The following is a 22,072-nucleotide window of genomic DNA, read 5'->3' on the forward strand; positions in this document are numbered from 1 at the left end:
GGTTCGTTTCAGATCGAATGGCCGAGCACCATCACGGCATACGGTTCAACCGACAGCGTAAGCCTGCTCAGGCCGAGCGAGGTCGAACCCTTGGTCAGCGCGACGGACGGGGGATTCATCGTGGCACGCGGCAAGCGCACGGGAAAAGGGAGCAGCATGAGATACGCGTCAACGGCGGTTTAAATTTGGATGTCGATCACACGCCGCTGCGGCTTCGTCGACCCTCAAGAGTCGCGTTCGCATTCACTGCCCGTCCTCGCCCACAAAAGATGCGGATCTTCCGGCGACGAGGGCAAATGTGTCATTCGGTAACCTTGCGCGCCGATTTTCTGCCAAAACGTGTACTTTGCGCCAGCCATGAAAAATGTCCACTGTCAAGTTTTTCTGTGATGATGAGGTGGCGAAAAACTTAAACAGCACAATGGCTTAGGCCGGACTCCAATGCTTGCACTCCCTTGGTGCTTGATAAGTTAAGGGCCACATAGGTGCACGGAGACAAATCTTGGAGAAATCCAGCGGACGCTATGCGATGCTGCGATGGCAACAAGGGGTTCAGCTTGGTGCCATGGAAGCGAGTGATTGAGCAACGTCTGGGGCAGCAGATCGCCGCGACGATGTGCAGAGATAGGGTGCCATGGGAGATCGGGCGACCACACAGACTTTCAGTCGGATGATTTTTCTATAGATCAACGAAGGATGAGCACTAGGCGAACCAACTGAGCCAAGGTGTTGACTCCCATCTTTGATTCGATGATCTTGATTTGGGATCGGATTGTGTGGATAGATACACACCTCGCGTCTGCACATTCTTGTGGTGTCAATCCGTCATAGGCAAGCATGGCACATAGCTTGGCTTCTCCGTGAGTCAGTCCATACAACACCCGTAGGTGGCTGACCCGCTCTAGATCCTCTGGTGCTGCTGGCCCTGTCATCAACACGAGAGGCTTTTGCCATTGCTTGGCAAGCTGTGCTGATGGTGGAATGGGTGTCAATGCAAGCTGTAAAGGAGAGCCTGACCTGCGGCGCAGAGTCACGGCACCTTGTGAGCAAGCGGCCTTCCAGAGTGCAGGTTCTTCATACCCTTCTGGTGCGAAGCGTCCTGACCGAAAGCGCATAGCTGGTTCGCTGGCCATCAACGAGTGAGCTGCTGCATTCGCCAAGAGCAGCATGCCTGTCTCATCGAGCACGAAGACTGATGCAGCCAATCCATTCAATGCCGACTCGGCCAGAGCAGAACGTTCCTGTGGCTGCGCCAAACGTTGTTGCAACTGGAGTGCTCGCACCATGTGCGAACGTAGGCTGTCCACCTCACGCCGTCGCCACAACTGCCTTGCAACCCCAGCTACTTGAGGCTGGCCGTGGTAAGACAAGAACTCAATATGCTTGGGTGTGCGTGAGATAACTACACCTGACCAGCTTCCTACCCCGTTGGCATGCAGGAATTCTTGATAGAAGACCCCGCGGTCGCGGACCTCAGACGAGAACTCCTGAAGGTCATCTAACCAGTAGCCTCCACTCCAATTTTTAGCTAGGCCCTGAGCTGGGTCGTAGCGAACGAACTCTTGCGTGTAGCTGTTCAGCATGTGATTCATCCATGCCGAATCATCAGCCGCTAGACCGCGAAACCCCGATTCACCTGTCTCAAGGTCATGCCACAACCAGGTAGCGAGCCGGGTCCCAGCGTGCGTGCGCAGCCCCTCCATAGCCTCTGACCAAGACACATCACCCAAGGCTGCTGCATAGAGGTCGTTGACCAAGGCTCCGAATTCTTTTTTATCACCAAAATTCATGATGGATCAGTTTTTGTGTGATCAAAAAGAATAAGTGTGCTAACGATTTCACCCAGCTTAACCTAAATTTTGGGGATGCGAACTCATGTGTAAGCCTATGTAATGGCGCTAAGGCGGCAGATCCTTGCTTTTGGGATTTGCTTAATACCAACCCTTCAATCCACTCTTAATCGTTCTATCAAAATGAAAAACATACATTTACTGACTCTTGGGCTACTGATCTGCGCGGGTAATGCCTATGCGGATGAAGGCTGGAATTAAAACTTAAATTTTTGAATTTCACTGCGCGATTCTGTCACATTATCTGAAAGTGGAATTCACTATTTCTTTTTTTAATAATGTTTGAATTGATCTAAAGAATTGAATAAATGATGAGATTTAAAAAATTACTGATCACTTTGTTTGGGGTGTTATCTCTAACTGCTTGTGTTAGTTATTCAACGCCAGAGGGAAAACTTGAGGTTGCAGATATACAGTATAGACAAGGATCCTGTCGTAGCTCAATAATTAATTATTCTCAAAGCTTTGGTAAAGCCATGAGTGAGGGTAATTTTCCAATTGCAAGATTGGCTATTGGCAGAATTAAAGAAAGGGCTGGAAGTTGCACGTACGGAAACTCTACTTATGGATCATATGAGAGTGTTGTTCGCCTTTCAAAGAGCATGCTCGCCACGATGGATGCGACAGCTGGATTTGAAAGAGATGCATATGATTATGCAGTTTGGGTGACTGATTTTTCTGCACCCAGAATCACTGAAGATCCGGTAGGGCTTGTTGAAATTCTTAAAACAATTGCTATTAAAAATAAAGATGCAGTTTTGGATAAAAAGGCCAACTCACTGTTGGCTACCGAAAATGTGGATATAAATAGACGAAATGCTTCTGCAAACGTGGCGAGCGGTCGAATTACAGAAAAGACACACGATGAGTCAACCCAGTTGATCAGTTCAATAGGTGGCGCATTAATAGGTGTTGGTTCGACAAGTGGACGAAACTCAACGCAGATGGCAGCACTCGGGACCGCGATTCAAGGAGGAGGCACCTCAACAAATGCAGCTAGTGGCACGGCTCAGCAAAGTTCTCAGAAAAATTGCAGCAGAACCATTAATGTGTTGAATGATGCTCAACAGAGGTGTGGTTGTGAAGGGGGGAAGCCAGAAATAGTTCCTAGAACTGACAGCACAAATCTAGTTTGTAGAAGGCCGAGTGGTGGGTCTGACTGGACCTGTACTTTCTACAAAGATGGCTCTCGCGCTAGGTGTGCTGTGAGATAGCGGATCCTTGTTTATTGGATTTAAGCCCGCGCACTAATTATTTAATTTCAGTGCTTTGGAATCAGATAACTAATCAATGATGGTTGGCTGATATTATTATCATAAATGAATTTTCCATGTCCGGAAAATTTAACTTAACATATTTCCTGGGAATATTATTCTCGTTGCTTTTTTCGACTAATTCGTTCGCGGGTCTATGTGAGGCTGAATGTCTTAGTATGGCTGATGCAACAAGTGCTGATTTGACCAATTATTGCCGTAGTGTGCCTGAGCAGCAGCTAAGTGATTGCAAAAAAATGGATTTCTGAGGGGTGGAGCCCAGGCCCCATACTTAATTCGATTAAAGCAAATGATCACAAAATCTTGATGTATGGAGGGCAGCAATATCCATTGGCTTATGCTAAATGCATGATGGCTGCTGTTGGAGTGTATAAGCCAGAGAGCAAACAAGCTTCAACTCTAGCGATGAATAATGGAGATCGCCCTACAGTCAAAAATAAGAGAGTGATAGCAAATCATGAAGCCGCAAAATGTACTTGCGCAGCGGCAACCTACTAGATCGGAAAAAATAATCGTTGGCAGTGAATCTGAAATTACATTCGGTGAGCAACCACCTGAAGAAAATGAACCCAAAAAAGATGATCAGAATGCTCCATTTATTGCTGGCAAATGTGTGCGCATCGTTCAGGCTGGCAAGGGCATTTCTGATGCATATAAGAGAATTTACAATGATTGCCGCGTTCCAGTGTCGGTATTGTTTTGCTTGGAGGCTCCGGGTGCAATCAATGAATGCCTAAATCGAAACCGTTATGGGTCTAGTGACATAATCCCATCAAAGAAGTCTCAGATGACTGCGGATGCAATCCAGGGGCCATGGACTGCTTGGTACTTTGTATGTGATATGAGCGACCCAAAGAAATATCGTTGTTTAGTCCCCAAGGATATCGCGGGCTCTGCTCCACACCGTGAATAATTGATCGTTCTAGATTTGAGATTTCGGATCTTTGTCTTTTGCTTCTTTGAGCTTCCTCTTCTCAAGCTCAAGATTCAATGCAGTTAGCTTCTGCTGAAGGGCGATGATTTGGGCCTGAAGCTTCGTTGCTCGTCTGCCGGTAGCACCAGCCAGCAGCAACAAGAGGTTGTGGTACTGCATGGATAGGCCACCTATCTGTGCTTCCAAGCCATCTACTGCCGAGCTGCCCATGCTGGGCATGGAAGAGGCATGCTCACGTTCCTGCTGGGCGCGGGCTACTCGGTGAGGTGCGGTGTGGTTGGTGCGCTGCTGGCCAGGCTGAACCTCCTTGGCATGGTCCCTGACTTCCTTGAGCTTCTTTTCAAGCTTGGAGCGGATCTCGGTGGTGCATGCTGAGGGCTTGTCCTTGCCACCCTTCCTGATGCCACCTCTAGGCCCACTGGTGGCCTTCTGAGCGCGTTTGGCACCAGGTCTAGGGGTGAGATAGCAGCGCTGGCTCGCTTCATTGACGCCACTGCGGCCTCTCCTGACCCACGCTCCTGAGCCGGTTTCTGCATCTTCGACGCTCTGCTGCCCTGGCGCAGCAGGGCATGTTGCCGCGTAGGCGGCACGCGCGCAGGCTGCATGGCTGCTGGATTGACACAGTTCGACGGCACGGTGCCGCATTCGGCGTGTGCCGCCTCAACCCCATGTGCAGACTGGCTTTGCGCGCACCGTGGTGCCGCACCTTTAATCTTGCCTTCCGCCGCTTCAAGCGCCACGGCACGCAAACTCGGTGTGGCGGCGGAGCGGCCTGCACATGGGATGGCAACGCCGAGTGCAGTTCGGCGTGCAGCGCGAATGCACGCGCAACGACGCGCTGGAATGCACGGCAATGGCTTGATGGCGGACAGTGGTGATGCCAGCGGCAACGCTTGCGGCTGGCGTGGTTTTCAAATGCTGCCGCCCCTGTTTTGCGCACGCTGGCGTGCGTAAAACAGGGGCGGAATCTTGGCAGTCCGAATGCAGGACAGGGCAGCTACGTCATGCGGCGGTGGTGCTTTCCTGCGTGGCTGGTTGCTTGCCCATGATCACCGTTTTGCGCCGGTTCGCCACCAGTTCCGCCGCCTTGCGCACCGGGCCGTCTTCGGTGTGAACGTAGCGCATGAACATCGCTACGGTCTTGTGCGCGGTCAGCGCCATGCCGACCTTCACCGGGATGCCCGAATTGGCAATGTCGGTCGTCGAGCGGTGGCGGATACCGTGTGTGCCGACATGCGTTGCCCCTGCGGCTTTGAGGGCACGGCTCCAGCCGCCGTAGTACTCGCCTTCGGTGATGGCCTTGCTGGGGTCGTTCGGCGAGGGCAGCACGTAGGGGCAGCCGTCTTTGCGTGGCGCTGTTGAAAGCAGCCGGTAGGCTTCTTCGCTCATGGGCTTGGACATGCCGCCGGTCTTGCTGTCGGGCCAGACGACACGGCGGTTTTCCAGATCGACCCACTGCCATTGGAGCGAGATGATTTCCGAGCGGCGGCCCGCGAACTCGAATTGCAGGCGGATCGCCAGCGGGATGGTGTAGCGCTCCAGTCCTTCCGCTTCCAGGTGCTCCAGGTGGCGGAACAGCTTGCCCATGTCTTCGTCGCTGATGAGGTGGGTGGCCTTGCCATCGGGATATACCGGAACGTGGCGGCAAGGGTTGGTGCCGTCGGGGCGGTAGCCCCACACTTCGGCCAGGTTGAACATGCGGCGCATGACGCTGAAGGTGCGGTTCGCATCGGCGGGTTTGTGCGCCATCTTCTTCATCGCTGCGGCCACGTCGGAACGCTTCACGTCCTGCACCTTGATCCGGCCCAGGATGGGAATGATGTTGCGGTCGATGACGCTTTGGTAGCCTTCCTGCGTGCTGGTCTTGTTGCGCTGCTTGGAGTAGTCCTCCATGAACTTGCCGCACAGCTCCTTGACCGTGGGGGCGGAACGGGATGCGGCCTTGGCGGCGCTGGGGTCGCCGCCCCGGCGTACCTCGGCCATCCACTCCTGCGCCAGGGCGCGGGCCTGCTCGACGGTCAGTTCGCCGTACAGGCCCAGGGCGGGTTTGCGGCGCTCGCCCGCGTTCGTGCGGTACTGGAGCATGAACACCTTGCGGCCCGCCGGTGTAACCTTGCACATAAAACCCGGTACGACGGTATCCCGCAACTCGACGGCCTGCGCCTGGGGTTGCGCCGCATCGACGACGGACTTGGTGAGCTTGAGCTTTGCCATGATGACTCCTCGGAAAGACCCGTTTCCCAGGGGCCTCATAGGGGCCGGCAAAGAGGAAGGCGGGTCAGGTTTCGGAATGCACCGGCATATGCTGAACCCGCCTAAGTGATTGATAAACCTGCTGTATCTGGCTTCGGCGCAGTCCAGCGCAAGGCCGGGCTGGAGTCATCGTGAAATGAAAAATGGAATTCAGATACTCAGCTTTCAGGGTAATTGCCGAGGGCACAGAATGGCAGACCGCCCGTTTCGATGTCGATGACGCTCACTTTCTCCGCCCCCGTACAGCCCACGCTGCGGCTCGCGTTCGCGCTGTCGATGGGCGCGGCGGTGTCGCTCGGCATCACTCGCATTGCATATGCGCTGCAGGAGACGTCATGACCGGGTTTGCCTTGTTCGAGACTTCCATCGGCATGTGCGCCTTGGCCTGGGGACCGCGCGGACTGGTCGGCGTGCAACTGCCTGCCGACAAGGGCGAGGCAGCCACGCGGGCGCGGATGAAGCAACGCTTCCCCGAACTGAGCGAAAGGCCGCCGAGCGAGGCGGCGCAACGCGCCATCACCGCCATCCAGGGCCTGCTGCAAGGCGTGCACGACGACCTGGGCCACATCGAACTCGACATGCGCGGCGTGTCTGAGTTTCACCAGCGCATCTACGCGATCGCACGGCGCATTCCACCTGGGCAGACGCGCACCTATGGCGAGATCGCCGAGGAGCTGGGCGACAAGGGCCTGTCGCGTGCCGTGGGCCAGGCCATGGGCCACAACCCGTTCGCGCCGGTGGTGCCTTGCCATCGGGTTCTGGCGGCGGGCAACAAGCCCGGCGGCTTCTCGGCCGGCGGCGGCGCGCTGACCAAGCTGCGCATGCTCGACATCGAGGATGCGCGGCCTAACGGGATGGCTTCGCTTTTTTAGCGGCGCTTCCCCGCAGCTCAGGTGACCGGCACCGGCAACCGATGCAGCCCCGCGATGCGCGACGCGAAGATGATCGCCGCCTGCAGCACGAACCCTGCGAGCGCCAGCAGCAGGCAGGCCGGCTCGCCCCAAGCGGCCCCGACCACGCCGCCCAGTGCTGCGCCGATGGGCCGCGCCCCCGCATTGATCGTGAGGAACACGGCCGACACCCGGCCCAGCATCGTCGCTGCTGTCACGCTCTGGCGCAGCGTGGTCGTGGTAATGACCCACACCATCGGACCCGCGCCGAACAGAAAGAACGAGAGCGCGGCCAGCGCGGCGGTCGGTACGACGAGCGTGGCCGCCATCGCCGCCGCTGCAACAACCGCGACCGCGGGCCCGACCTGGATCGCGCGGCCGAACGCCAGGCACGCCACTGCGCGCGGCGTCAGCAGCGCGCCGACGACCATGCCCGCGCCATACATCGCCAGCGTGAGGCCGACCGCCTGCGCGCCCAGGCCAAGCACCCGCACCGCATAGGGCACGTAGCCGGCCTGCAGCACGAACCACGAGATGTTGAAGACCGCGCCGGTCATCAGCATCGGGCGCAGCATCTCGTGCCGCCAGACGAAGCGCGCGCCATCGCGCACCTCGAGCAGCGGATGCCGTCCGGAGGTGGGTGTGCGGGGTACCTCGCCCGATCGCAGCAGCAGGCCCACGGCCGCCACTGACAGCACCGCAGCCAGAACGAACGCGGCAGACGCACCGCCCCACGCCACCAGTGAGCCCGCGAGCGCGGGGCCGGCGGTGAATGCTGCGCTGCGCGCCAGTTCGAGCCGTCCGTTGGCCACGGCCAGCGCCTCACGCGGCACGAGTGCCGGCACCAGCGCGGGCGCCGCGACGCTGAAGCCCACGGTGCCCACCGCGCCCAGGAAACCAAGCGCGGCCAGCCAGCCGATGCTGAGCTTCGACGCGAACACCATCGCCAGCAGCACGAGCAGCGACACCGCCCGCAGCCCCTCGGCCCAGACCATCAGCCGCCGCCGCGACATGCGGTCCGCGAGCAGGCCCATGGGCATCGAGACCAGCAGGAAGGGTAGTGTCTGCACCGCCGCGAGAAAGCCGATTTCGCCCGGCCCTGCGCCGAGCGCCAGCACGGCAACCAGTGGCACGGCCGCAAGGCTCAGTTGCTCGGCGGACTGCGCGGCAAGGTTGGACCAGGCCAGGTTCTGGAAGGAGGGGGGAAGGAATGGAGGGGGCATGCACTCATCTTGCGAGCAGCGAGCTCGTGGCGCCGGCCGTTTCCGGACGCACGAGCATCCGCCGCACGCCGATCGACTACGCGCCCTGGGCCTGCATCTCCACGAACCATTCGGCCACGTACGCCGCTTCCGGCGCGGCATCGGGCGCCAGGCCGTAGTAGTACCGCTCCAGCGGCATGCGCAGCGTGGGCAGCGGCGACTGCAGGCGGCCCGAGGCCAGGTCGTGCGCCACCAGCGATGTCGGCGCCAGCGCAATGCCAAGCCCATCGACCGCGGCCTGCAGCACGAAGTGCAGGTGGTCGAACTGCAGCCGGCCCGCCGGCCGCGCGCGCGGCGCGCCGACCTGCTTCCTCCAGTCGTCCCAGTCGTCCTCGCGGGTCCTGGCCGACAGCAGCACGTGTGAGGCGAGCGCGCGCAGGTCGTCCAGCGGATGGGCCTTGAACAGCGAGGGCGCACCGACCACCAGAACCTCGTCTTCGAGAAAGGGCTGCACCTCCATCGAGGACGGCCAGCCTTCCAGGCCGCGACGCACCGCGATGTCGAAGCTGCCGACGGCCTGTTCGGGCATGACGGTGCTGGTGACGACTTGCGGCTCGATGTCGGGGTGGCGCTCGACGAAGGAGGGCAGGCGTGGAATGAGCCAGCGCACCGCGAAAGAAGGGCGCACGTTGATCCGCACCGCGCGGGCCGCCTCCCGCGACTGCAGCGCCCGCGCCGCCGCGCCGATCTGTGCAAGCGCTGGCTCCACCTCCGCGAAGAACTGCTGTCCCTCGGCAGTCAGCGCCACCTGCCGGATGCGGCGCTCGAACAGCGAGATGCCAAGGAACTCCTCCAGGCTCTTGATCTGCCGGCTCACCGCGCTGTGCGTGACGTGCAGCTCGAGCGCCGCACGCGTGAAGCTCAGGTGACGTGCCGCGGCGGTAAAGGCGCGCACGGCGTTGAGGGGAGGCTCTCGAAGCGGCATGCGTGCAATTTTCTCACGCATGACGGGCGTTAATGTCGTTTGTCGGCGGGGCAGGCGGCGGCGCACCATCAGCGCCCGATGTCTCGCACCCAACACGCTTCCAGCCCCACGTCCACCGACCTGAATTCCCGCCACGCGGCGATGGCGCTCGGCCTTTCACTGCCGGCCGACGTGGTGCTCTACCTGCTGCTGCCGATGTATGCCAGCCAGTTCGGCGTGACGCTTGCCGAGGCCGGCATGCTGCTCGCGGCCAACCGCCTGGTGCGCATCGCCGGCTATGGTTTCGTCGCGCGCTTCTACGCCCGCAACGGCGACCGGCTGACCTGCACCATTGCGGTGGTGGCGGCTGCCGTGTGCGGCTTGGGCTACGCCACGCTTTCGGGCTTCTGGGCGCTGCTGCCGCTGCGGCTGATGTGGGGCCTGTGCTTCGCGGCGCTGAACCTGTCGACGCAGGCGCTGGCCACGGCCGACCCGGTGGGTGCCGCGCGGCGCAACGGGCGTTCGCGCGCCTTCATTGCGGTGGGGCCGGTGCTCGCGCTGCCGCTGGGCGCGTTGCTGGCGCACTGGACGGGGCCGCGCGCGATCTTCGGCATCCTCGCGGTGTTCTCGCTGCTTGCGTGGTGCGTCACGCGGCGGCTTCCGGCGGCGCCGCATCCCGTGACCAGGCCGGCGAAGCGCTTCAAGCTGCCCAACAGCCTGGACGGCTGGTCGTTCATGGAAGGGCTGACGCTCGACGGGCTCTTCATCGTCGGCCTCTCTTACCTGGGCAAGGACCTGCTGCCGGGCGGCGCCGTGATCGTGGCCGGCGTACTGATGGCGTTGCGCTACCTCGCGGAGATTCTGCTGAGCCCGGTGGGCGGGCGCATGGCAGAGCATTTCGGCGCCGAGCGCCTGCTTGTGAGCCTGTCGCTCGTCACCGCCATCGCGCTCGTGGGCTTCGGCCTCGGCTGGCTGTGGAGCTGCGCGGCGCTGATCGTGGTGCTGCGCGCCCTGCAGCTGCCGCTGCTGCCGCCCATCGTGGCCCGCCGCACGCCGGGGCCGGAGCGTTTGCAGGCGCTGGCGGCCCGCTCCGTGTGGCGCGACATCGGCGCCGGCACCGGGCCGCTGAACGCGGGCCTGCTGCTGCCGGTCGCGTCGCCGCCGTGGATCTATGGCGTGGCTGCCTCGCTGCTCGCGCTGATGGCGCTGGCCTGCGGCTGGAGTGCATCGCCACCTGAAGCCGACGCCGCGCGCACGGCCGGTTGACCGGCCACATGCCTCCTTCAGGAATCATCGCCATGACCACACTGCTACTCCATCGACGTTCGCCCAAGAAAAAGCCCGCATCAGCGGGCTTCCTGGAGCGGTCTGCACCGACAGAATCAACGCACCCAGTGGCAAACACGGTGGTGATGACGTGCATCCCACTTGCACACCTTGTGCTTCTTGGGGTGGTACGGCGCTGCCGAGGCGATGCTCGGTGCCAGCATGGCGAGGCCGGCGAACGCGAGGATGCTGGAGAGGATGAGCTGCTTGGTCTTCATGGGGTTCTTTCTAAGCAAAGACATCGAAGAAATGCGTCGTTCAACGGGCGCTCTTGAAAAACGATCAGAGTTCACATTCGGATGACGTTTTGTACGAATCAAGCGTGAAAAATCGCACAGATCAATGGGGCCGAAATGTTGGGGCTAACCCGTATCAAGCCTGCCCGGGCAGCGCCGCCTGCTCCGTGCGCGCGTCGTGCCCGATGATCAGCACCAGCCCGAACGCCACCGCAGACAGCAGCGCCAGAAAGATCACCGCGTAGATGTCGTTGCCCATCCTGTCTTTCAGCGCGCCGAAGATCGTCGGGCCGATGTAGCCGCCCAGGTTGCCGATGGAGTTGATCCACGCAATGCCCGCCGCAGCCGCCGTACCGCTCAGGATGGCGGTGGGCAGGGTCCAGAAGGTGGGCAGTGCGCTGAAGATGCCGAAGGCGGCGAGTGTCACGGCGGCCATCTTCGGAATGGGCGCGCTGGTCTGGGCGGCCAGCACCAGGCCGATGAAGATGCAGGCCAGCGGAATCAGCAGGAACCACTTGCGTTCCTTGCGCGCGTCGGAGGCACGCGTCCAGAACAGCATGGCGATGGCGCCGACCAGGTACGGGAAGGCGTTGATGAAGCCGATCTCCACGTTGCTCAGCCCGCCGAAGCCCTTGATGATCTGCGGCAGGAAGAAGCTCAGGCCGTACAGCGGCACGGTGATGCCCATGTAGACGAAGCCCAGCCCGATCACGCGCGGGTTCAGCAGCGACTGCTTCCACGAGATCGGGTTGATCGCCTCGCGGTTGCGGCGCTCCGTGTCGAGTGTCTGTTCCAGCCAGCTGTGCTCTTCCTTGGTGAGCCACTTGGCATCCTTCGGGCCGTCGGGCAGGTACATCAGCACGAAGAAGGTCAGGATCAGCGAAGGAAGCGCCTCCAGGATGAACAGCCACTGCCAGCCATGCATGCCGCCGATGCCGTCCATGTTCAGGATGTAGCCCGAGATCGGCGAGCCGATCACGGTCGAGATCGGAATGGCGAACATGAACCAGCCGACGATGCGCGCGCGGTACGCCGCCGGGAACCACAGCGTGATGTAGAAGATGACGCCCGGAAAGAAGCCGGCCTCCGCAATGCCCAGCAGGAATCGCACGATGTTGAAGCTGGTCGAGCCGCCCACCCATGCCTGGGCCGCCGAGAGGATGCCCCAGCTGAACATGATGCGGGCGATCCAGCGGCGCGCGCCGAAACGCTCCAGCGCCAGGTTGCTTGGCACCTCGAACAGGAAGTAGGCCAGGAAGAAGATGCCAGCCGCGCTGCCGAACACGGCGGCGGTGAAGCCCAGGTCCTTGGACATGGCCGCGCCTGCAAAGCCGAGGTTCACGCGATCGAGGTAGGCGATGAAGTAGCTGATCATCAGCAGCGGCAGGAGCCGCCAGCTGATCTTGGAGATGGCTCTTTGTTCGACGGTATTCACGGGTGTCTCCGGTGTTGGATGGTTTTATGGAGCTGGTCGGGGAAGGGGGAAGGGCGGGCATTGCCGCCGGGGTGTCAAGGCTGCTGTTCCTGCTGCTTTTGCTGCGCCCTCATGATCTGGTGCCGCTGCCAGTAGTGCCCGGTGGCGGCCTTGAAGTTTTCCTTCTGCTTGCCCAGGCCCGCGAGCTTCACCTTGGTGGTGCGCGCGCCCAGCATGCCCTTGTCGTGGTGGGTGACGATGAGCGTGTCGCCGAAGCTGCCGTCCTTGTAGGTCAGGCCCTTGACCTCGTCCCACGCGATCGTCGAGCCGCCGTCGGCACTGGGGTGCATGCCGGCATAGGTGATGTCGATGCGGTCGCCGTTCTTCAGCGCGAAGCCGACCGGTGGAAAGTGCCGCAGCACGATGGCACGCTCTTCCTCGGTGGCCGGCTCGTAGCGGTAGGCCAGGCTCAGCTCGTGGTTCTGCACGAAGCGCTGCTCGTAGTCGCTCCACAGGCGTTGCTCGATGGCGGGGGCGGTCTCGATGTCGTCGGCCCACGAGGCTTGCGGTGCGGTCGCGACGATGGCGCCGTAGGCGCTCTCGGGCACGTGGTGGCCGACGTTGCGCATGCGCTCCAGCAGCGGAGGGTGGCTGTCGTAGGGGTGCGGCACGTCGGCGGTCTTCATCGCCTCGATGAACGCTTCGGAGCTGGCGTAGGGCGGCAGGCCGTCCGCCACGAAGCGGGCGATGCCCAGTGCGCCGTCATGCTCGCGGTTCTGCGCGAACAGCTTGTGCTCGACGTCGTTGCGGTAGCTCGCATAGGCGGAGATCTTGATGAGCGACTGCACGATGGCCTGCGGCGCCGTGAGGCCGGCGGCCACGCGGTCGGCCTTGTATTCGCGCTCGCGGCTGTCTCGCGCCAGGGCGAACGCGAAGATCATGCGGTACAGCCGCAGCAGGTAGTGCGCCACGATGGTGAGGCCGCCGCTGCGCATCTTCCAGGTGTACTGGTCGAACTGCAGCAGCTTGGGGCCGAGCGCCGCGCTGCTGCGGGTGTCGCCGCCGCCCAGGTGCGCCAGCTCGTGCGCGAGCACCGCATCGGCCTCGGCCTGGTCGAGCACGCGCAGCAGCGGAAGGCTGACGAACAGCGTGCGGCCCTGCAGGGTGCGGCCCCTGACTTCGCACGGTGCCTCGGTCACGAAGAAGTTGGTGTCGATGCCGGCCACGATCTGGTCGGGCGGCGCGGTCTTCACGCGGCCTGCCAGTTGGCGGATGCGCTCCCACAGGCGCGGTGCGTCCGCCTGCGCGATCAGCTCGCCCTCGATCTCGTTGCCCCAGGGCAGCTTCTTGAACAGCGTGTAGATCGCGTAGAACACCGCGGCCCCGGCCATGATGCCCGCCAGCGCGATCAGCTTGACGTAGTAGCTCTGCCAGAAATAGGCCGTGAGCCAGAACGACAGCCACACCAGCATCGCGCTTTGCAGCACGACCTCGAGCGCGCTCGACACCGTCATCAGCCGCCAGCCCGCGACGAAGCTGGCGTAGCGCAACCCGCGGTTGGCGAAGGCCAGCGCGCCCAGCACCAGCGCCGCCGCGAGCAGCGCAGCACCAAGCACGATGGTCCAGACAGCGGCGCGGTCGGCCCAGTGGAACTGCCATTGCATCGAGTAGGGGCTGCACACCTTGTCGTGGAAGTTCCTGTCTTCCGGCGCGGTGGCGTCGCAGGCCCTGGAAAGCGGATGGCTGCGATAGAAATCGGTGGCTTCGGCCTTGTCCTTGGACGAGAGCTGCGCATCGCCGGCGATGCGCTTCTCTATCGATTGCAGGAACGCCGCATCCTGCGAACGCAGCGCGTATTCGGTGAAGGCCAGCGTTGCCGCGGGAATGGCGAACAGCGACACGAGCGTGAGAACGAAAACGCGCAAGAGGTCTGCGTGGATCGTGCGGGCGAGGGCCATAAGGGTGATGCTCCTTCCTGGATAGCGGATGCTGTGAGTTGTTGTGGGGCGGTCCGGAAAGGCGATAGGGTAGCGGGTGCGGCGCGTGGAGTGAAGCCTGCTGCAGCGTCAAGCGGCGCGGGGCACCGACCAGCCGCCGAGCAAGGTTATGCCCTTTGCATTCTTCTGATTCGCGGGGTGCAGGTATAGCCTTGGCGATCATCCGTGGCCGCAAGCTTCATCATCACTTCTTCTGTGCTTTCTTCCCATTTCAGGCTCGCGGCCATTCGAGCAATCGTTTCGAGGAGTCGCATCGCATGAGTGCTGGGTCAAACGGACAGATGCTGGCAGCCACGCTGCCTTCGGTAGTGGCGGAGCTCAACTACCTGAAGGCGGGCCAGGGCCGGCCCGTGAGCTACACCTTCGAGCCGCCGCCGGGCACGCCCTGGGTGGCTGGCGAACTGGAGCCGCGCCGCGTGACGATCCGCGATGGCCGCCCGCTGGTGGCGCTGAACGAACTGACGCTGGACCGCAGCGGCTTCACGCAGATTTCGCATCGCAGCGCGCTCGCCGATTTCTCGCGTGACGAAACGATCCGCGACATCTACTACCGCGAGTCCGAGGCCTTGCTGCGCGACCTCACCGGTGCCGAGAAGATCGTCGTGTTCGACCACACGCTGCGTGACAGCGCACAAGGCTCGCGCCGCACGGCCGAACTGCGCGAGCCGGTGCGTCGCGTGCACAACGATCAGACTTTCGTTTCCGCGCCGCGCCGCGTGCGCGACCATCTGTCCCCCGAAGAGGCCGAGGAACGCCTGAAGCAGCGCTTCGCGATCATCAACCTGTGGCGCCCGCTGGCCACGGTCGAGCGCTTGCCGCTTGCGCTGTGCGATGCGCGCTCCATTTCACCGCAAGACATGGTGCCGAGCGACCTCGTCTATCCGGACAAGGTCGGCGAAATCTATTCCTTCACCTGGAACCCGAACCACCGGTGGTACTGGTTCCCGCGCCTGCGGCCCGACGAGGCGCTGCTGCTGAAGATCTACGACTCGCGCGAAGACGGCGTGGCGCGCTTCACCGCACACACCGCGTTCGAAGACCCGACCGGTTCGCGCGAGGCGCCGCCTCGCCGCAGCATCGAACTGCGCGCGCTGGTGTTCTGGCCCGCCGGCAAGTAAGTCGAAACCGTTCATCCGGGCGAAGTCTTCGCAGCCTCGCGCCTGCGCGATTCTTTGACCAGGATTAGCTCTGGCGAGAAGCAGACCCCACGCCTGCAGCGATTGCCGTGCTTGACGACAATCGGTTCAATGCGTTCTTCCCCCTTCTTCAAGATGGCCCTGCTGCTGGGCCTGCTCTCGGCCATCGGGCCATTCGCCATCGACATGTACCTGCCGGCGCTGCCCGCCATCGGACAAAGCCTGCGCGCCGACATCGGCGCCGTGCAGATGAGCCTCACGGCCTTCTTCCTGTCGCTCGGCGCGGGCCAGCTGCTGTACGGGCCGATCTCCGACATGGTGGGCCGCAAGCCGCCGCTGTATGCGGGGCTGCTGCTGTTCGCGCTCGCCAGCGTGGGCTGCGCGATGGCGACCGACATCCAGACGCTGATCGTGCTGCGCTTCGTCCAGGGCCTGGGCGCCGCGGCCGGCATGGCGATCCCGCGTGCGGTGGTGCGCGACCTGCACACGGGCACCGATGCCGCACGGCTCATGTCGCTGCTGATGCTGGTGTTCAGCGTGTCGCCAATCCTCGCGCCGCTCGCGGGCAGCGCGGTGATCGCGGTTGCGGGCTGGCGCGGCGTGTTCTGGGCCGTGACCGTCGCGGCCGTCGCGGGCCTCGCGATGATGGTCAAGCTGCTCGACGAAACGCGCCCCGCCTCGGAACGCGTCGAGAGCAGCCTCGGCAGCGCGCTGTCGGCCTACTGGCTGCTGCTGCGCGACGCGCACTACCTCGGGCTGGTGTTCATCGGCAGCTTCGCGATGGCGGGCTTCTTCACCTACCTCGCGAATTCATCGTTCGTGATGATCGACCACTACGGCCTGTCGCCCGCGCTCTACAGCGTGGCCTTCGGCGTGAACGCGGCGGCCTTCATCGGGGCCTCGCAATTCACCGGCTCGCTGGGCGAGCGCTACGGGCTGGTCAATCTCGTGAAGTTCGGCGTGGTGTGCTGCGGTGTTGCAATGCTCGCGATGTTCGCCTACTTCGCGATGGGCGGCGACAGCCTCTGGGTGCTCATCGTGCTGTACTTCATCGCCTCGGGCTTCATGGGACTGGTGATCCCGACCACCGGCGTGCTGGCGCTCGAGAAGCACGGCGCGATCGCAGGCACCGCCTCGGCGCTGCTCGGTACGCTGCAGATGCTGACGGGCGCACTGGCGATGGCGGTGGTGGGCTTTTTCACCGACGGCCGGCCGCTGCCGATGGTGGCCGGCATGGCCGGTGGCGCGCTCATCGCACTGGTGCTGACCTGGCTCACGCTGGGCGGCGTGGGCTCCGAACAGGCGCGCAGGGCGCAGCGGGCCTGATGAACACGGTACGCGCAGGTGCCGGGCTCCCGGTGGCCGAAGACCACGACGATGCAGCCCGCAAGCCCTTGGACGGGCTGGCCCTGCCGGAGCGCGGTTGGGCAATGCTGGTCATCATCCTCGGGCTGATCGTGGCGGTGCTCGACGGCACCATCGTCAACCTCGCACTGCCGGGCATCGCGCGCGAGTTGCAGGCCAGCCCGTCCCAGGCGATCTGGGTGGTCAATGCGTACCAGATCGCGACGCTGGTGATGCTGCTGCCGCTGGCTTCGCTGGGCGATCTCGTGGGCTACCGGCGCGTGTACCTCGTGGGCATGGCGGTGTTCGCGCTGTCGTCGCTGGCCGCCACGTTTGCCAATTCGCTCGGCACGCTGATCGCCGCGCGCGCCTTCCAGGGGCTGGGAGCCGCCGGCATCATGAGCGTGAACGCGGCGCTGGTGCGGCTGACGTATCCGTCGGCGCAGCTGGGCAAGGGCATGGCCATCAACTCGCTGGTGGTCGCGACGTCTTCCGTGGCCGGGCCTTCGGTGGCTGCGGCCATCCTGTCGGTGGCCTCGTGGCCGTGGCTCTTCGCCATCAACGTGCCGCTGGGCATCGTTACCTTCGCGCTGGGCATGCGGGCGCTGCCGTTCAACCGCGTGGCGCCGGCTGCGGGGCTGCGGTTCTCGCCGGTCGACGTGGCGCTCAACGTGCTGATGTTCTCGCTCGTGTTCCTCGGTGTGGACCGGCTCGGCGTGCGCGAGGGGGCGGTGCAGGGCGCTGGCGGTTCGCAGGCCTCGGCCTGGGGCATCCTGCTGGCCGGGGTGGTGGTCGGCTTCATCTACCTGCAGCGCCAGCGCAGGCAGGCGGTGCCGCTGTTCCCCATCGACCTGCTGCGCATTCCGGTGTTCGCGCTGTCGATGGGCACCTCGGTCGCCGCGTTCTGCGCTCAGATGCTGGCCTACATCGCGCTGCCATTCCTGCTGCTGGACGTGTACGGGCGCAGCCACATCGAGGCCGGGCTGCTGATCACGGCATGGCCGCTGGCCATCGTGGTGATGGCGCCCATCGCCGGGCGCCTGATCGGCCGCTACCCCGACGGGCTGCTGGGCGGCATCGGGCTGGGCCTGCTGGCCAGCGGCCTGGCGCTGCTGGCGGCGCTGCCTGCGCACCCGGGCGATGCCGACATCGCCTGGCGCATGGCGCTGTGCGGGCTGGGCTTCGGACTGTTCCAGTCGCCCAACAACCACACCATCGTGACCTCTCCGCCCGCGCACCGCAGCGGCGCGGCCAGCGGCATGCTGGGCACGGCCCGGCTGACCGGGCAGACGCTGGGGGCGGTGGTGCTGGCGGGCGTCTTCAGTGTCTGGAGCCCGCACGGGGGGCATGGCCCGGTGGTGGCGCTGGTGCTGGCAGCCAGCTGTGCCGCGGTGGCGGCGGTTTTCAGCACCCTGCGCCTCAGGACGTAAGGCCGGGCGAGGGCGGTTAATTGGTTTCAATCCCGGGCCCCGGTGGCTGAATGAGTTAGGGTACTCACCTATGACGGAAGTACCTGACACCGTGGTCTGCCCGGGTTGCGATGCGGTCTACAGCCGCACGCCGCTGCAGCCGCGCGACGTGGCGCACTGTCCGCGCTGCGGCACCGAGCTCGACCGGCACCCCGGCCGGCAGGAGCACCGCATTCTCCCGCTGACGGTGGCCTGCCTGATCATGTTCGCCATCGCGAACCTGTTTCCCATCGTCGAGATCGAGCTTCAGGGCCTGCGCAGCCAGACCACGCTGGCCGGCGCGGTGGTGGCGCTGGGCGCCGAGGGCATGTCGGTGGTGGCGCTGCTGGTGCTGGCCACGACCATTCTTTTTCCCTTCCTGCAGCTGTGCATCCTCGCGTACCTGCTGGTTCCGCTGAGTCGCGAGCGCCGGCCCGGGGGCTTCGCGCTGCTGGTGCGGCTGATGCAGTCGCTGCGGCCCTGGGGAATGATCGAAGTGTTCCTGCTCGGCGTGCTGGTGGCCATCGTCAAGCTCTCCAGCATGGCGACCGTGGTGCCGGGCGCGGCGCTGTGGGCCTTCATGGCGCTCACGGTCATGCTGACGGTGGTGCTGTCGTTCAACCCCGGCGCGTTCTGGGAAATGACGTTTCGACCGAAGGGCGAGGCGCAGGATGAAGGAGCGCCGGCATCATGAAGCTGTTCGCCTTCCCGTGGCCGCGCGGACCCCGCGAGGCCGACGATGCTCACGACCTCCACGACGAAGACGCGCATGTCCCCACCGCCGCCTCGCTCGGCCTCACGGCCTGCCCGCACTGCGCCGCCGTCTGGAAGGGGGCCCAAGAGGGCGAGGCCTGCGGCCGCTGCGGCACGCGCCTGTACACGCGCAAGCCGCAGAGCCTGAATCGCACCTGGGCCCTGCTGATCGCGGCGTGCATGATGTACATCCCGGCCAACCTGCTGCCGGTGATGATCACGCGCACGCTGTTCGGCACGCAGAACGACACCATCCTGAGCGGGGTGATCTATTTCTGGGTGTCGGGCGCCTACGGGCTGGCGGCCATCGTCTTCATCGCGAGCTTCCTGGTGCCGCTGTTCAAGCTGGCGGTGCTTTTCCTGCTCGTGGTGCTGGCGCAGCGCGGCAGTACCTGGCGCCGGCGCGAGCGGGCGAAGCTGTATCACATCATCGAGGTCATCGGCCGCTGGTCGATGCTCGACGTGTTCGTGGTGTCGCTGCTGACCGGGCTGGTGCAGATCCAGGGTTTCGCTGTCATCACCGCGGGCGTGGGCATTGCGGCCTTCGGGTCGGTGGTGGTGCTGACCATGCTGGCCTCGCTGAGCTTCGACCCGAAGCTCACGTGGGACAGCGAAGTGGCACAGGGACATGAAATCAGAGACGAGAAACCAGCATGAGTGAAGAAGACCAACCCCAGGACAAACCGACGCCCCCGCCCGCGCTGCCCAGGCCGCGCGTGGTGCGCCGGCGCGAATGGCTGCCCTCGCTGATCTGGCTGATTCCCATCGTGGCTGCGCTGGTCGGCATCACGCTGGTCGCACGCATCCTGTTGGAGCGCGGGCCCGAGGTGGTGCTGACCTTCAAGACGGCCGAGGGGCTGGAGGCCGGCAAGACCGCCGTGAAGTACAAGGACGTGCAGATCGGCCTCGTCACCCATCTGCGGCTGGCGCGCGACCGCTCCCACGTGCGCGTGCTGGTGCAGTTCAACAAGGACGCCAAGGGCTTCACCGCGGCGGACTCGCGCTTCTGGGTGGTGCGGCCCCGGCTCGACACCTCGGGCATCTCGGGGCTCAACACCTTGCTGTCGGGCGCTTACATCGGCGCCGACGCGGGCGTGTCGCAAGACACCGCGGGCGAGTTCACCGGGCTCGAAACCCCGCCCATCGTCACGCGCGACGACTCGGGCAAGCAGTTCCTGCTGCGCGCCAACGACGTGGGCTCGCTAGACGTGGGCTCGCCGGTGTACTTCAGGCGCATCAAGGTAGGGCAGGTGGCGGCCTACGAACTCGATGGCGATGGGCGCGGCGTGACCATGCGCGTCTTCGTGAACTCGCCCTACGACAAGTTCGTGGGCATGAACACGCGCTTCTGGCAGGCCAGCGGCATCGACGCGCAGCTCAGCGCCAGCGGCTTCACGCTGCGCACGCAGTCGCTGGCGACCATCCTGCTCGGCGGCATCGCCTTTCAGGCGCCCGACGACACGATGGGCCCGGTCGCGAAGGAGAATGCCGCCTTCGCGTTGGCGCAGGACGAAGCCGCCGCCATGAAGGAGCCCGACGGGCCTTCGCAACCGCTGCTGATGTACTTCAACCAGTCGCTGCGCGGCCTGACGCCGGGTGCGCCGGTGGATTTCCGCGGCGTGGTGATCGGCGAGGTCAAGTCGATCGGCGTCGAGTTCGACCGCGCCGAGCGCGAGTTCCGCATGCCGGTGCTGGTGCAGGTCTACCCCGACCGGCTGCGCCGCCGCGCCGGCGAGAGCGGCACCGAATCGCGCGCCACCCAGCAGGAGCGGCTGCGCTTCCTGGCCGAGAAGGGCCTGCGCGCCCAGCTGCGCAACGGCAACCTGCTGACGGGGCAGGTCTACGTGGCGCTCGACTTCTTCCCGAAGGCGCCGCCGGTCAAGATCGACCTGACGAAGAATCCGGTCGAGCTGCCCACCGTGGCCAACAGCCTCGACGAGATTCAGTCGCAGGTGCAGGAAATCGCGACCAAGCTCAACAAGGTGCCGTATGAGCAGATCGCGGGCGACCTGCGCACCACGCTCGCGGCGCTCAACAAGACGCTGACGACCACCGAGCAGACGGTGAACCGCATCAACAACGACGTCACGCCCGAGCTGGCCGCGGCCATGAAGGACGTGCGCAAGACCGTGAGCTCGGCCGAGCGCACGCTGGCCGACGACTCGCCGCTGCAGCAGGACATGCGCCAGACGCTGCAGGAGCTGACGCGCGCCGCGGGCTCGGTGCGCGTGCTGACCGACTACCTCGAACGCCATCCCGAGTCGCTGCTGCGCGGCAAACCGGACGACAGGAAATGAAGAAGAACCTAGCCTTCCTCGCGCTGGCGGCCCTGCTCGCGGGCTGCGCCAGCAAGCCCGACAGCTACTACACGCTGGCCAGCCCGGTGGCCGCCGCCGAGGCTGCGCCTTCGACGCTCGGCAGCGCCGCGCCGCTCTACATCGAGCTCGCGCCCGTGGCCGTGCCCGAGCGCTTCGCGCGGCCGCAGATGGTGGTGCGCCAGCCCAACGGCGGCGTGCAGGTCGAGGTGCTGGAGCAGCACCGCTGGGCCTCTTCGTTCGAGAACGAGCTGCGCGATGCACTGGCCAGCGGCATCGCCGGGCGCCTCGGCGCGCTGGACGTGACCAAGGGCGGCCGGCAGGGCTCGCAGCCGGTGTGGCGCATCGCGGTGCAGCTGCGGCAGTTCGACGCGGTCGATGGCGGGCGCGTCGATGCCAGCTTCGGCTGGACGCTGCGGCGTTCGGACGAGGCACGCACGGTGGTCTGCCAGCTGGACCTCGGCGAGGCCGTGGGCACCGGGATGGACGCGGTGGCGCAAGGGGCGCAGCGCGTGGCGTCGGCGGCGGCCGCAGCGATGGCGCGCAGCGTGAATGCGGCGCGCGCGAATCCGTCGGCCACTGCCTGCGCGACGACCTGACCTCGTCTTTCTCCCTCACCCTCTGGGGGAGGGCTGGGGTGGGGGCGCGCGACGGCGATCGATCAAGCATGGCGTATCGTGCAGGGGCAGCCCCCATCCCAACCTTCCCCCAGAGGGGGAAGGAGCAAAACGGAATC

22 protein-coding genes are annotated in these 22,072 nt (G+C 63.8%); 14 read left to right on the forward strand and 8 right to left on the reverse strand.

Features of this window, described 5'->3' with window-relative positions; all coding sequences use genetic code 11:
- Window positions 1-524: 524 nt before the first annotated feature.
- Entirely contained in the window at window positions 525-674 is a 150-nt protein-coding gene (locus ACEN9N_RS09265) for a DUF3363 domain-containing protein (RefSeq protein WP_495656364.1), read from the forward strand.
- A 12-nt stretch (window positions 675-686) separates the two neighbouring features.
- On the opposite strand, the gene ACEN9N_RS09270 is transcribed toward ACEN9N_RS09265, so the two are convergent.
- Window positions 687-1,790 (reverse strand): helix-turn-helix transcriptional regulator, encoded by a 1,104-nt coding sequence (locus tag ACEN9N_RS09270; protein ID WP_495655899.1) that lies wholly within the window; start codon window positions 1,788-1,790, stop codon window positions 687-689.
- A gap of 368 nt (window positions 1,791-2,158) precedes the next feature.
- Here ACEN9N_RS09270 and ACEN9N_RS09275 point away from each other — a divergent pair, with 368 nt between their 5' ends.
- Both ACEN9N_RS09275 and ACEN9N_RS09280 read left to right on the forward strand, forming a co-directional pair.
- Window positions 2,159-3,064 carry a hypothetical protein gene (locus tag ACEN9N_RS09275; RefSeq protein ID WP_495655900.1) on the forward strand — a complete coding sequence of 302 codons (906 nt, stop codon included), beginning with the start codon at window positions 2,159-2,161 and terminating at the stop codon, window positions 3,062-3,064.
- Window positions 3,065-3,581: 517 nt separating this feature from the next.
- The gene (locus tag ACEN9N_RS09280; RefSeq protein ID WP_495655901.1) at window positions 3,582-4,037 is read left to right on the forward strand and encodes a hypothetical protein; all 456 of its coding nucleotides are present in this window, start codon (window positions 3,582-3,584) and stop codon (window positions 4,035-4,037) included.
- A gap of 9 nt (window positions 4,038-4,046) precedes the next feature.
- On the opposite strand, the gene ACEN9N_RS09285 is transcribed toward ACEN9N_RS09280, so the two are convergent.
- Window positions 4,047-4,277, reverse strand: coding sequence for a hypothetical protein (locus ACEN9N_RS09285; protein ID WP_495655902.1), 231 nt, complete (start codon window positions 4,275-4,277; stop codon window positions 4,047-4,049).
- Window positions 4,278-4,286: 9 nt separating this feature from the next.
- On the opposite strand from ACEN9N_RS09285, the gene ACEN9N_RS09290 reads away from it, so the two are divergent.
- Window positions 4,287-4,433, forward strand: coding sequence for a hypothetical protein (locus tag ACEN9N_RS09290; protein ID WP_495655903.1), 147 nt, complete (start codon window positions 4,287-4,289; stop codon window positions 4,431-4,433).
- Between the two features lie 627 nt (window positions 4,434-5,060).
- Here ACEN9N_RS09290 and ACEN9N_RS09295 read toward each other — a convergent pair.
- Complete coding sequence (locus ACEN9N_RS09295) at window positions 5,061-6,272, reverse strand: tyrosine-type recombinase/integrase (RefSeq protein WP_495655904.1); 1,212 nt, start codon at window positions 6,270-6,272, stop codon at window positions 5,061-5,063.
- A 255-nt stretch (window positions 6,273-6,527) separates the two neighbouring features.
- Between ACEN9N_RS09295 and ACEN9N_RS09300 the strand changes: the two genes are divergently transcribed.
- Both ACEN9N_RS09300 and ACEN9N_RS09305 read left to right on the forward strand, forming a co-directional pair.
- Window positions 6,528-6,650, forward strand: coding sequence for a hypothetical protein (locus ACEN9N_RS09300; RefSeq protein WP_495655905.1), 123 nt, complete (start codon window positions 6,528-6,530; stop codon window positions 6,648-6,650).
- Complete coding sequence (locus tag ACEN9N_RS09305; protein ID WP_413316220.1) at window positions 6,647-7,183, forward strand: methylated-DNA--[protein]-cysteine S-methyltransferase; 537 nt, start codon at window positions 6,647-6,649, stop codon at window positions 7,181-7,183. Before ACEN9N_RS09300 ends, ACEN9N_RS09305 begins: the two co-directional genes overlap by 4 nt.
- 17 nt (window positions 7,184-7,200) lie before the next feature.
- On the opposite strand, the gene ACEN9N_RS09310 is transcribed toward ACEN9N_RS09305, so the two are convergent.
- Both ACEN9N_RS09310 and ACEN9N_RS09315 read right to left on the reverse strand, forming a co-directional pair.
- Entirely contained in the window at window positions 7,201-8,424 is a 1,224-nt protein-coding gene (locus tag ACEN9N_RS09310; RefSeq protein WP_495655906.1) for an MFS transporter, read from the reverse strand.
- Window positions 8,425-8,500: 76 nt separating this feature from the next.
- A complete protein-coding gene (locus ACEN9N_RS09315; RefSeq protein WP_413316222.1) occupies window positions 8,501-9,388 on the reverse strand; it encodes a LysR substrate-binding domain-containing protein in 888 nt (295 codons plus the stop codon).
- A gap of 78 nt (window positions 9,389-9,466) precedes the next feature.
- Here ACEN9N_RS09315 and ACEN9N_RS09320 point away from each other — a divergent pair, with 78 nt between their 5' ends.
- Window positions 9,467-10,633 (forward strand): MFS transporter, encoded by a 1,167-nt coding sequence (locus ACEN9N_RS09320; protein ID WP_495655907.1) that lies wholly within the window; start codon window positions 9,467-9,469, stop codon window positions 10,631-10,633.
- 116 nt (window positions 10,634-10,749) lie between these two features.
- Here the strand turns inward: ACEN9N_RS09320 and ACEN9N_RS09325 are convergent, their stop codons facing one another.
- The 3 genes from ACEN9N_RS09325 to ACEN9N_RS09335 form a co-directional block, all read right to left on the reverse strand.
- Entirely contained in the window at window positions 10,750-10,911 is a 162-nt protein-coding gene (locus ACEN9N_RS09325; protein WP_165403270.1) for an HHHH-motif protein, read from the reverse strand.
- A gap of 154 nt (window positions 10,912-11,065) precedes the next feature.
- A complete protein-coding gene (locus tag ACEN9N_RS09330) occupies window positions 11,066-12,364 on the reverse strand; it encodes an MFS transporter (RefSeq protein WP_007827629.1) in 1,299 nt (432 codons plus the stop codon).
- A 74-nt stretch (window positions 12,365-12,438) separates the two neighbouring features.
- Window positions 12,439-14,301 carry a M48 family metallopeptidase gene (locus ACEN9N_RS09335; protein WP_413332701.1) on the reverse strand — a complete coding sequence of 621 codons (1,863 nt, stop codon included), beginning with the start codon at window positions 14,299-14,301 and terminating at the stop codon, window positions 12,439-12,441.
- Window positions 14,302-14,597: 296 nt separating this feature from the next.
- Between ACEN9N_RS09335 and ACEN9N_RS09340 the strand changes: the two genes are divergently transcribed.
- The 7 genes from ACEN9N_RS09340 to ACEN9N_RS09370 all read left to right on the forward strand — a co-directional run bounded on the left by ACEN9N_RS09340 (window position 14,598) and on the right by ACEN9N_RS09370 (window position 21,935).
- Window positions 14,598-15,458 carry a CmcJ/NvfI family oxidoreductase gene (locus ACEN9N_RS09340; protein WP_495655908.1) on the forward strand — a complete coding sequence of 287 codons (861 nt, stop codon included), beginning with the start codon at window positions 14,598-14,600 and terminating at the stop codon, window positions 15,456-15,458.
- Window positions 15,459-15,587: 129 nt separating this feature from the next.
- Window positions 15,588-16,802 carry a multidrug effflux MFS transporter gene (locus ACEN9N_RS09345; RefSeq protein ID WP_007827633.1) on the forward strand — a complete coding sequence of 405 codons (1,215 nt, stop codon included), beginning with the start codon at window positions 15,588-15,590 and terminating at the stop codon, window positions 16,800-16,802.
- Window positions 16,802-18,250: an MFS transporter gene (locus tag ACEN9N_RS09350; RefSeq protein WP_007827634.1), complete on the forward strand. Its 1,449-nt coding sequence runs from the start codon at window positions 16,802-16,804 to the stop codon at window positions 18,248-18,250. The genes ACEN9N_RS09345 and ACEN9N_RS09350 overlap by 1 nt, the downstream gene beginning before the upstream one ends.
- A 70-nt stretch (window positions 18,251-18,320) precedes the next feature.
- Complete coding sequence (locus ACEN9N_RS09355; RefSeq protein ID WP_007827635.1) at window positions 18,321-18,962, forward strand: paraquat-inducible protein A; 642 nt, start codon at window positions 18,321-18,323, stop codon at window positions 18,960-18,962.
- Window positions 18,959-19,678 carry a paraquat-inducible protein A gene (locus ACEN9N_RS09360; protein ID WP_413332696.1) on the forward strand — a complete coding sequence of 240 codons (720 nt, stop codon included), beginning with the start codon at window positions 18,959-18,961 and terminating at the stop codon, window positions 19,676-19,678. The genes ACEN9N_RS09355 and ACEN9N_RS09360 overlap by 4 nt, the downstream gene beginning before the upstream one ends.
- Window positions 19,675-21,318 (forward strand): PqiB family protein, encoded by a 1,644-nt coding sequence (locus tag ACEN9N_RS09365; protein WP_495655909.1) that lies wholly within the window; start codon window positions 19,675-19,677, stop codon window positions 21,316-21,318. Before ACEN9N_RS09360 ends, ACEN9N_RS09365 begins: the two co-directional genes overlap by 4 nt.
- On the forward strand, window positions 21,315-21,935 hold the full coding sequence (locus tag ACEN9N_RS09370) for a PqiC family protein (protein WP_495655910.1): 621 nt from the start codon (window positions 21,315-21,317) through the stop codon (window positions 21,933-21,935). The genes ACEN9N_RS09365 and ACEN9N_RS09370 overlap by 4 nt, the downstream gene beginning before the upstream one ends.
- The last annotated feature ends 137 nt before the right edge of the window (window positions 21,936-22,072 follow it).

This window comes from Variovorax sp. Varisp46, assembly GCF_059491885.1.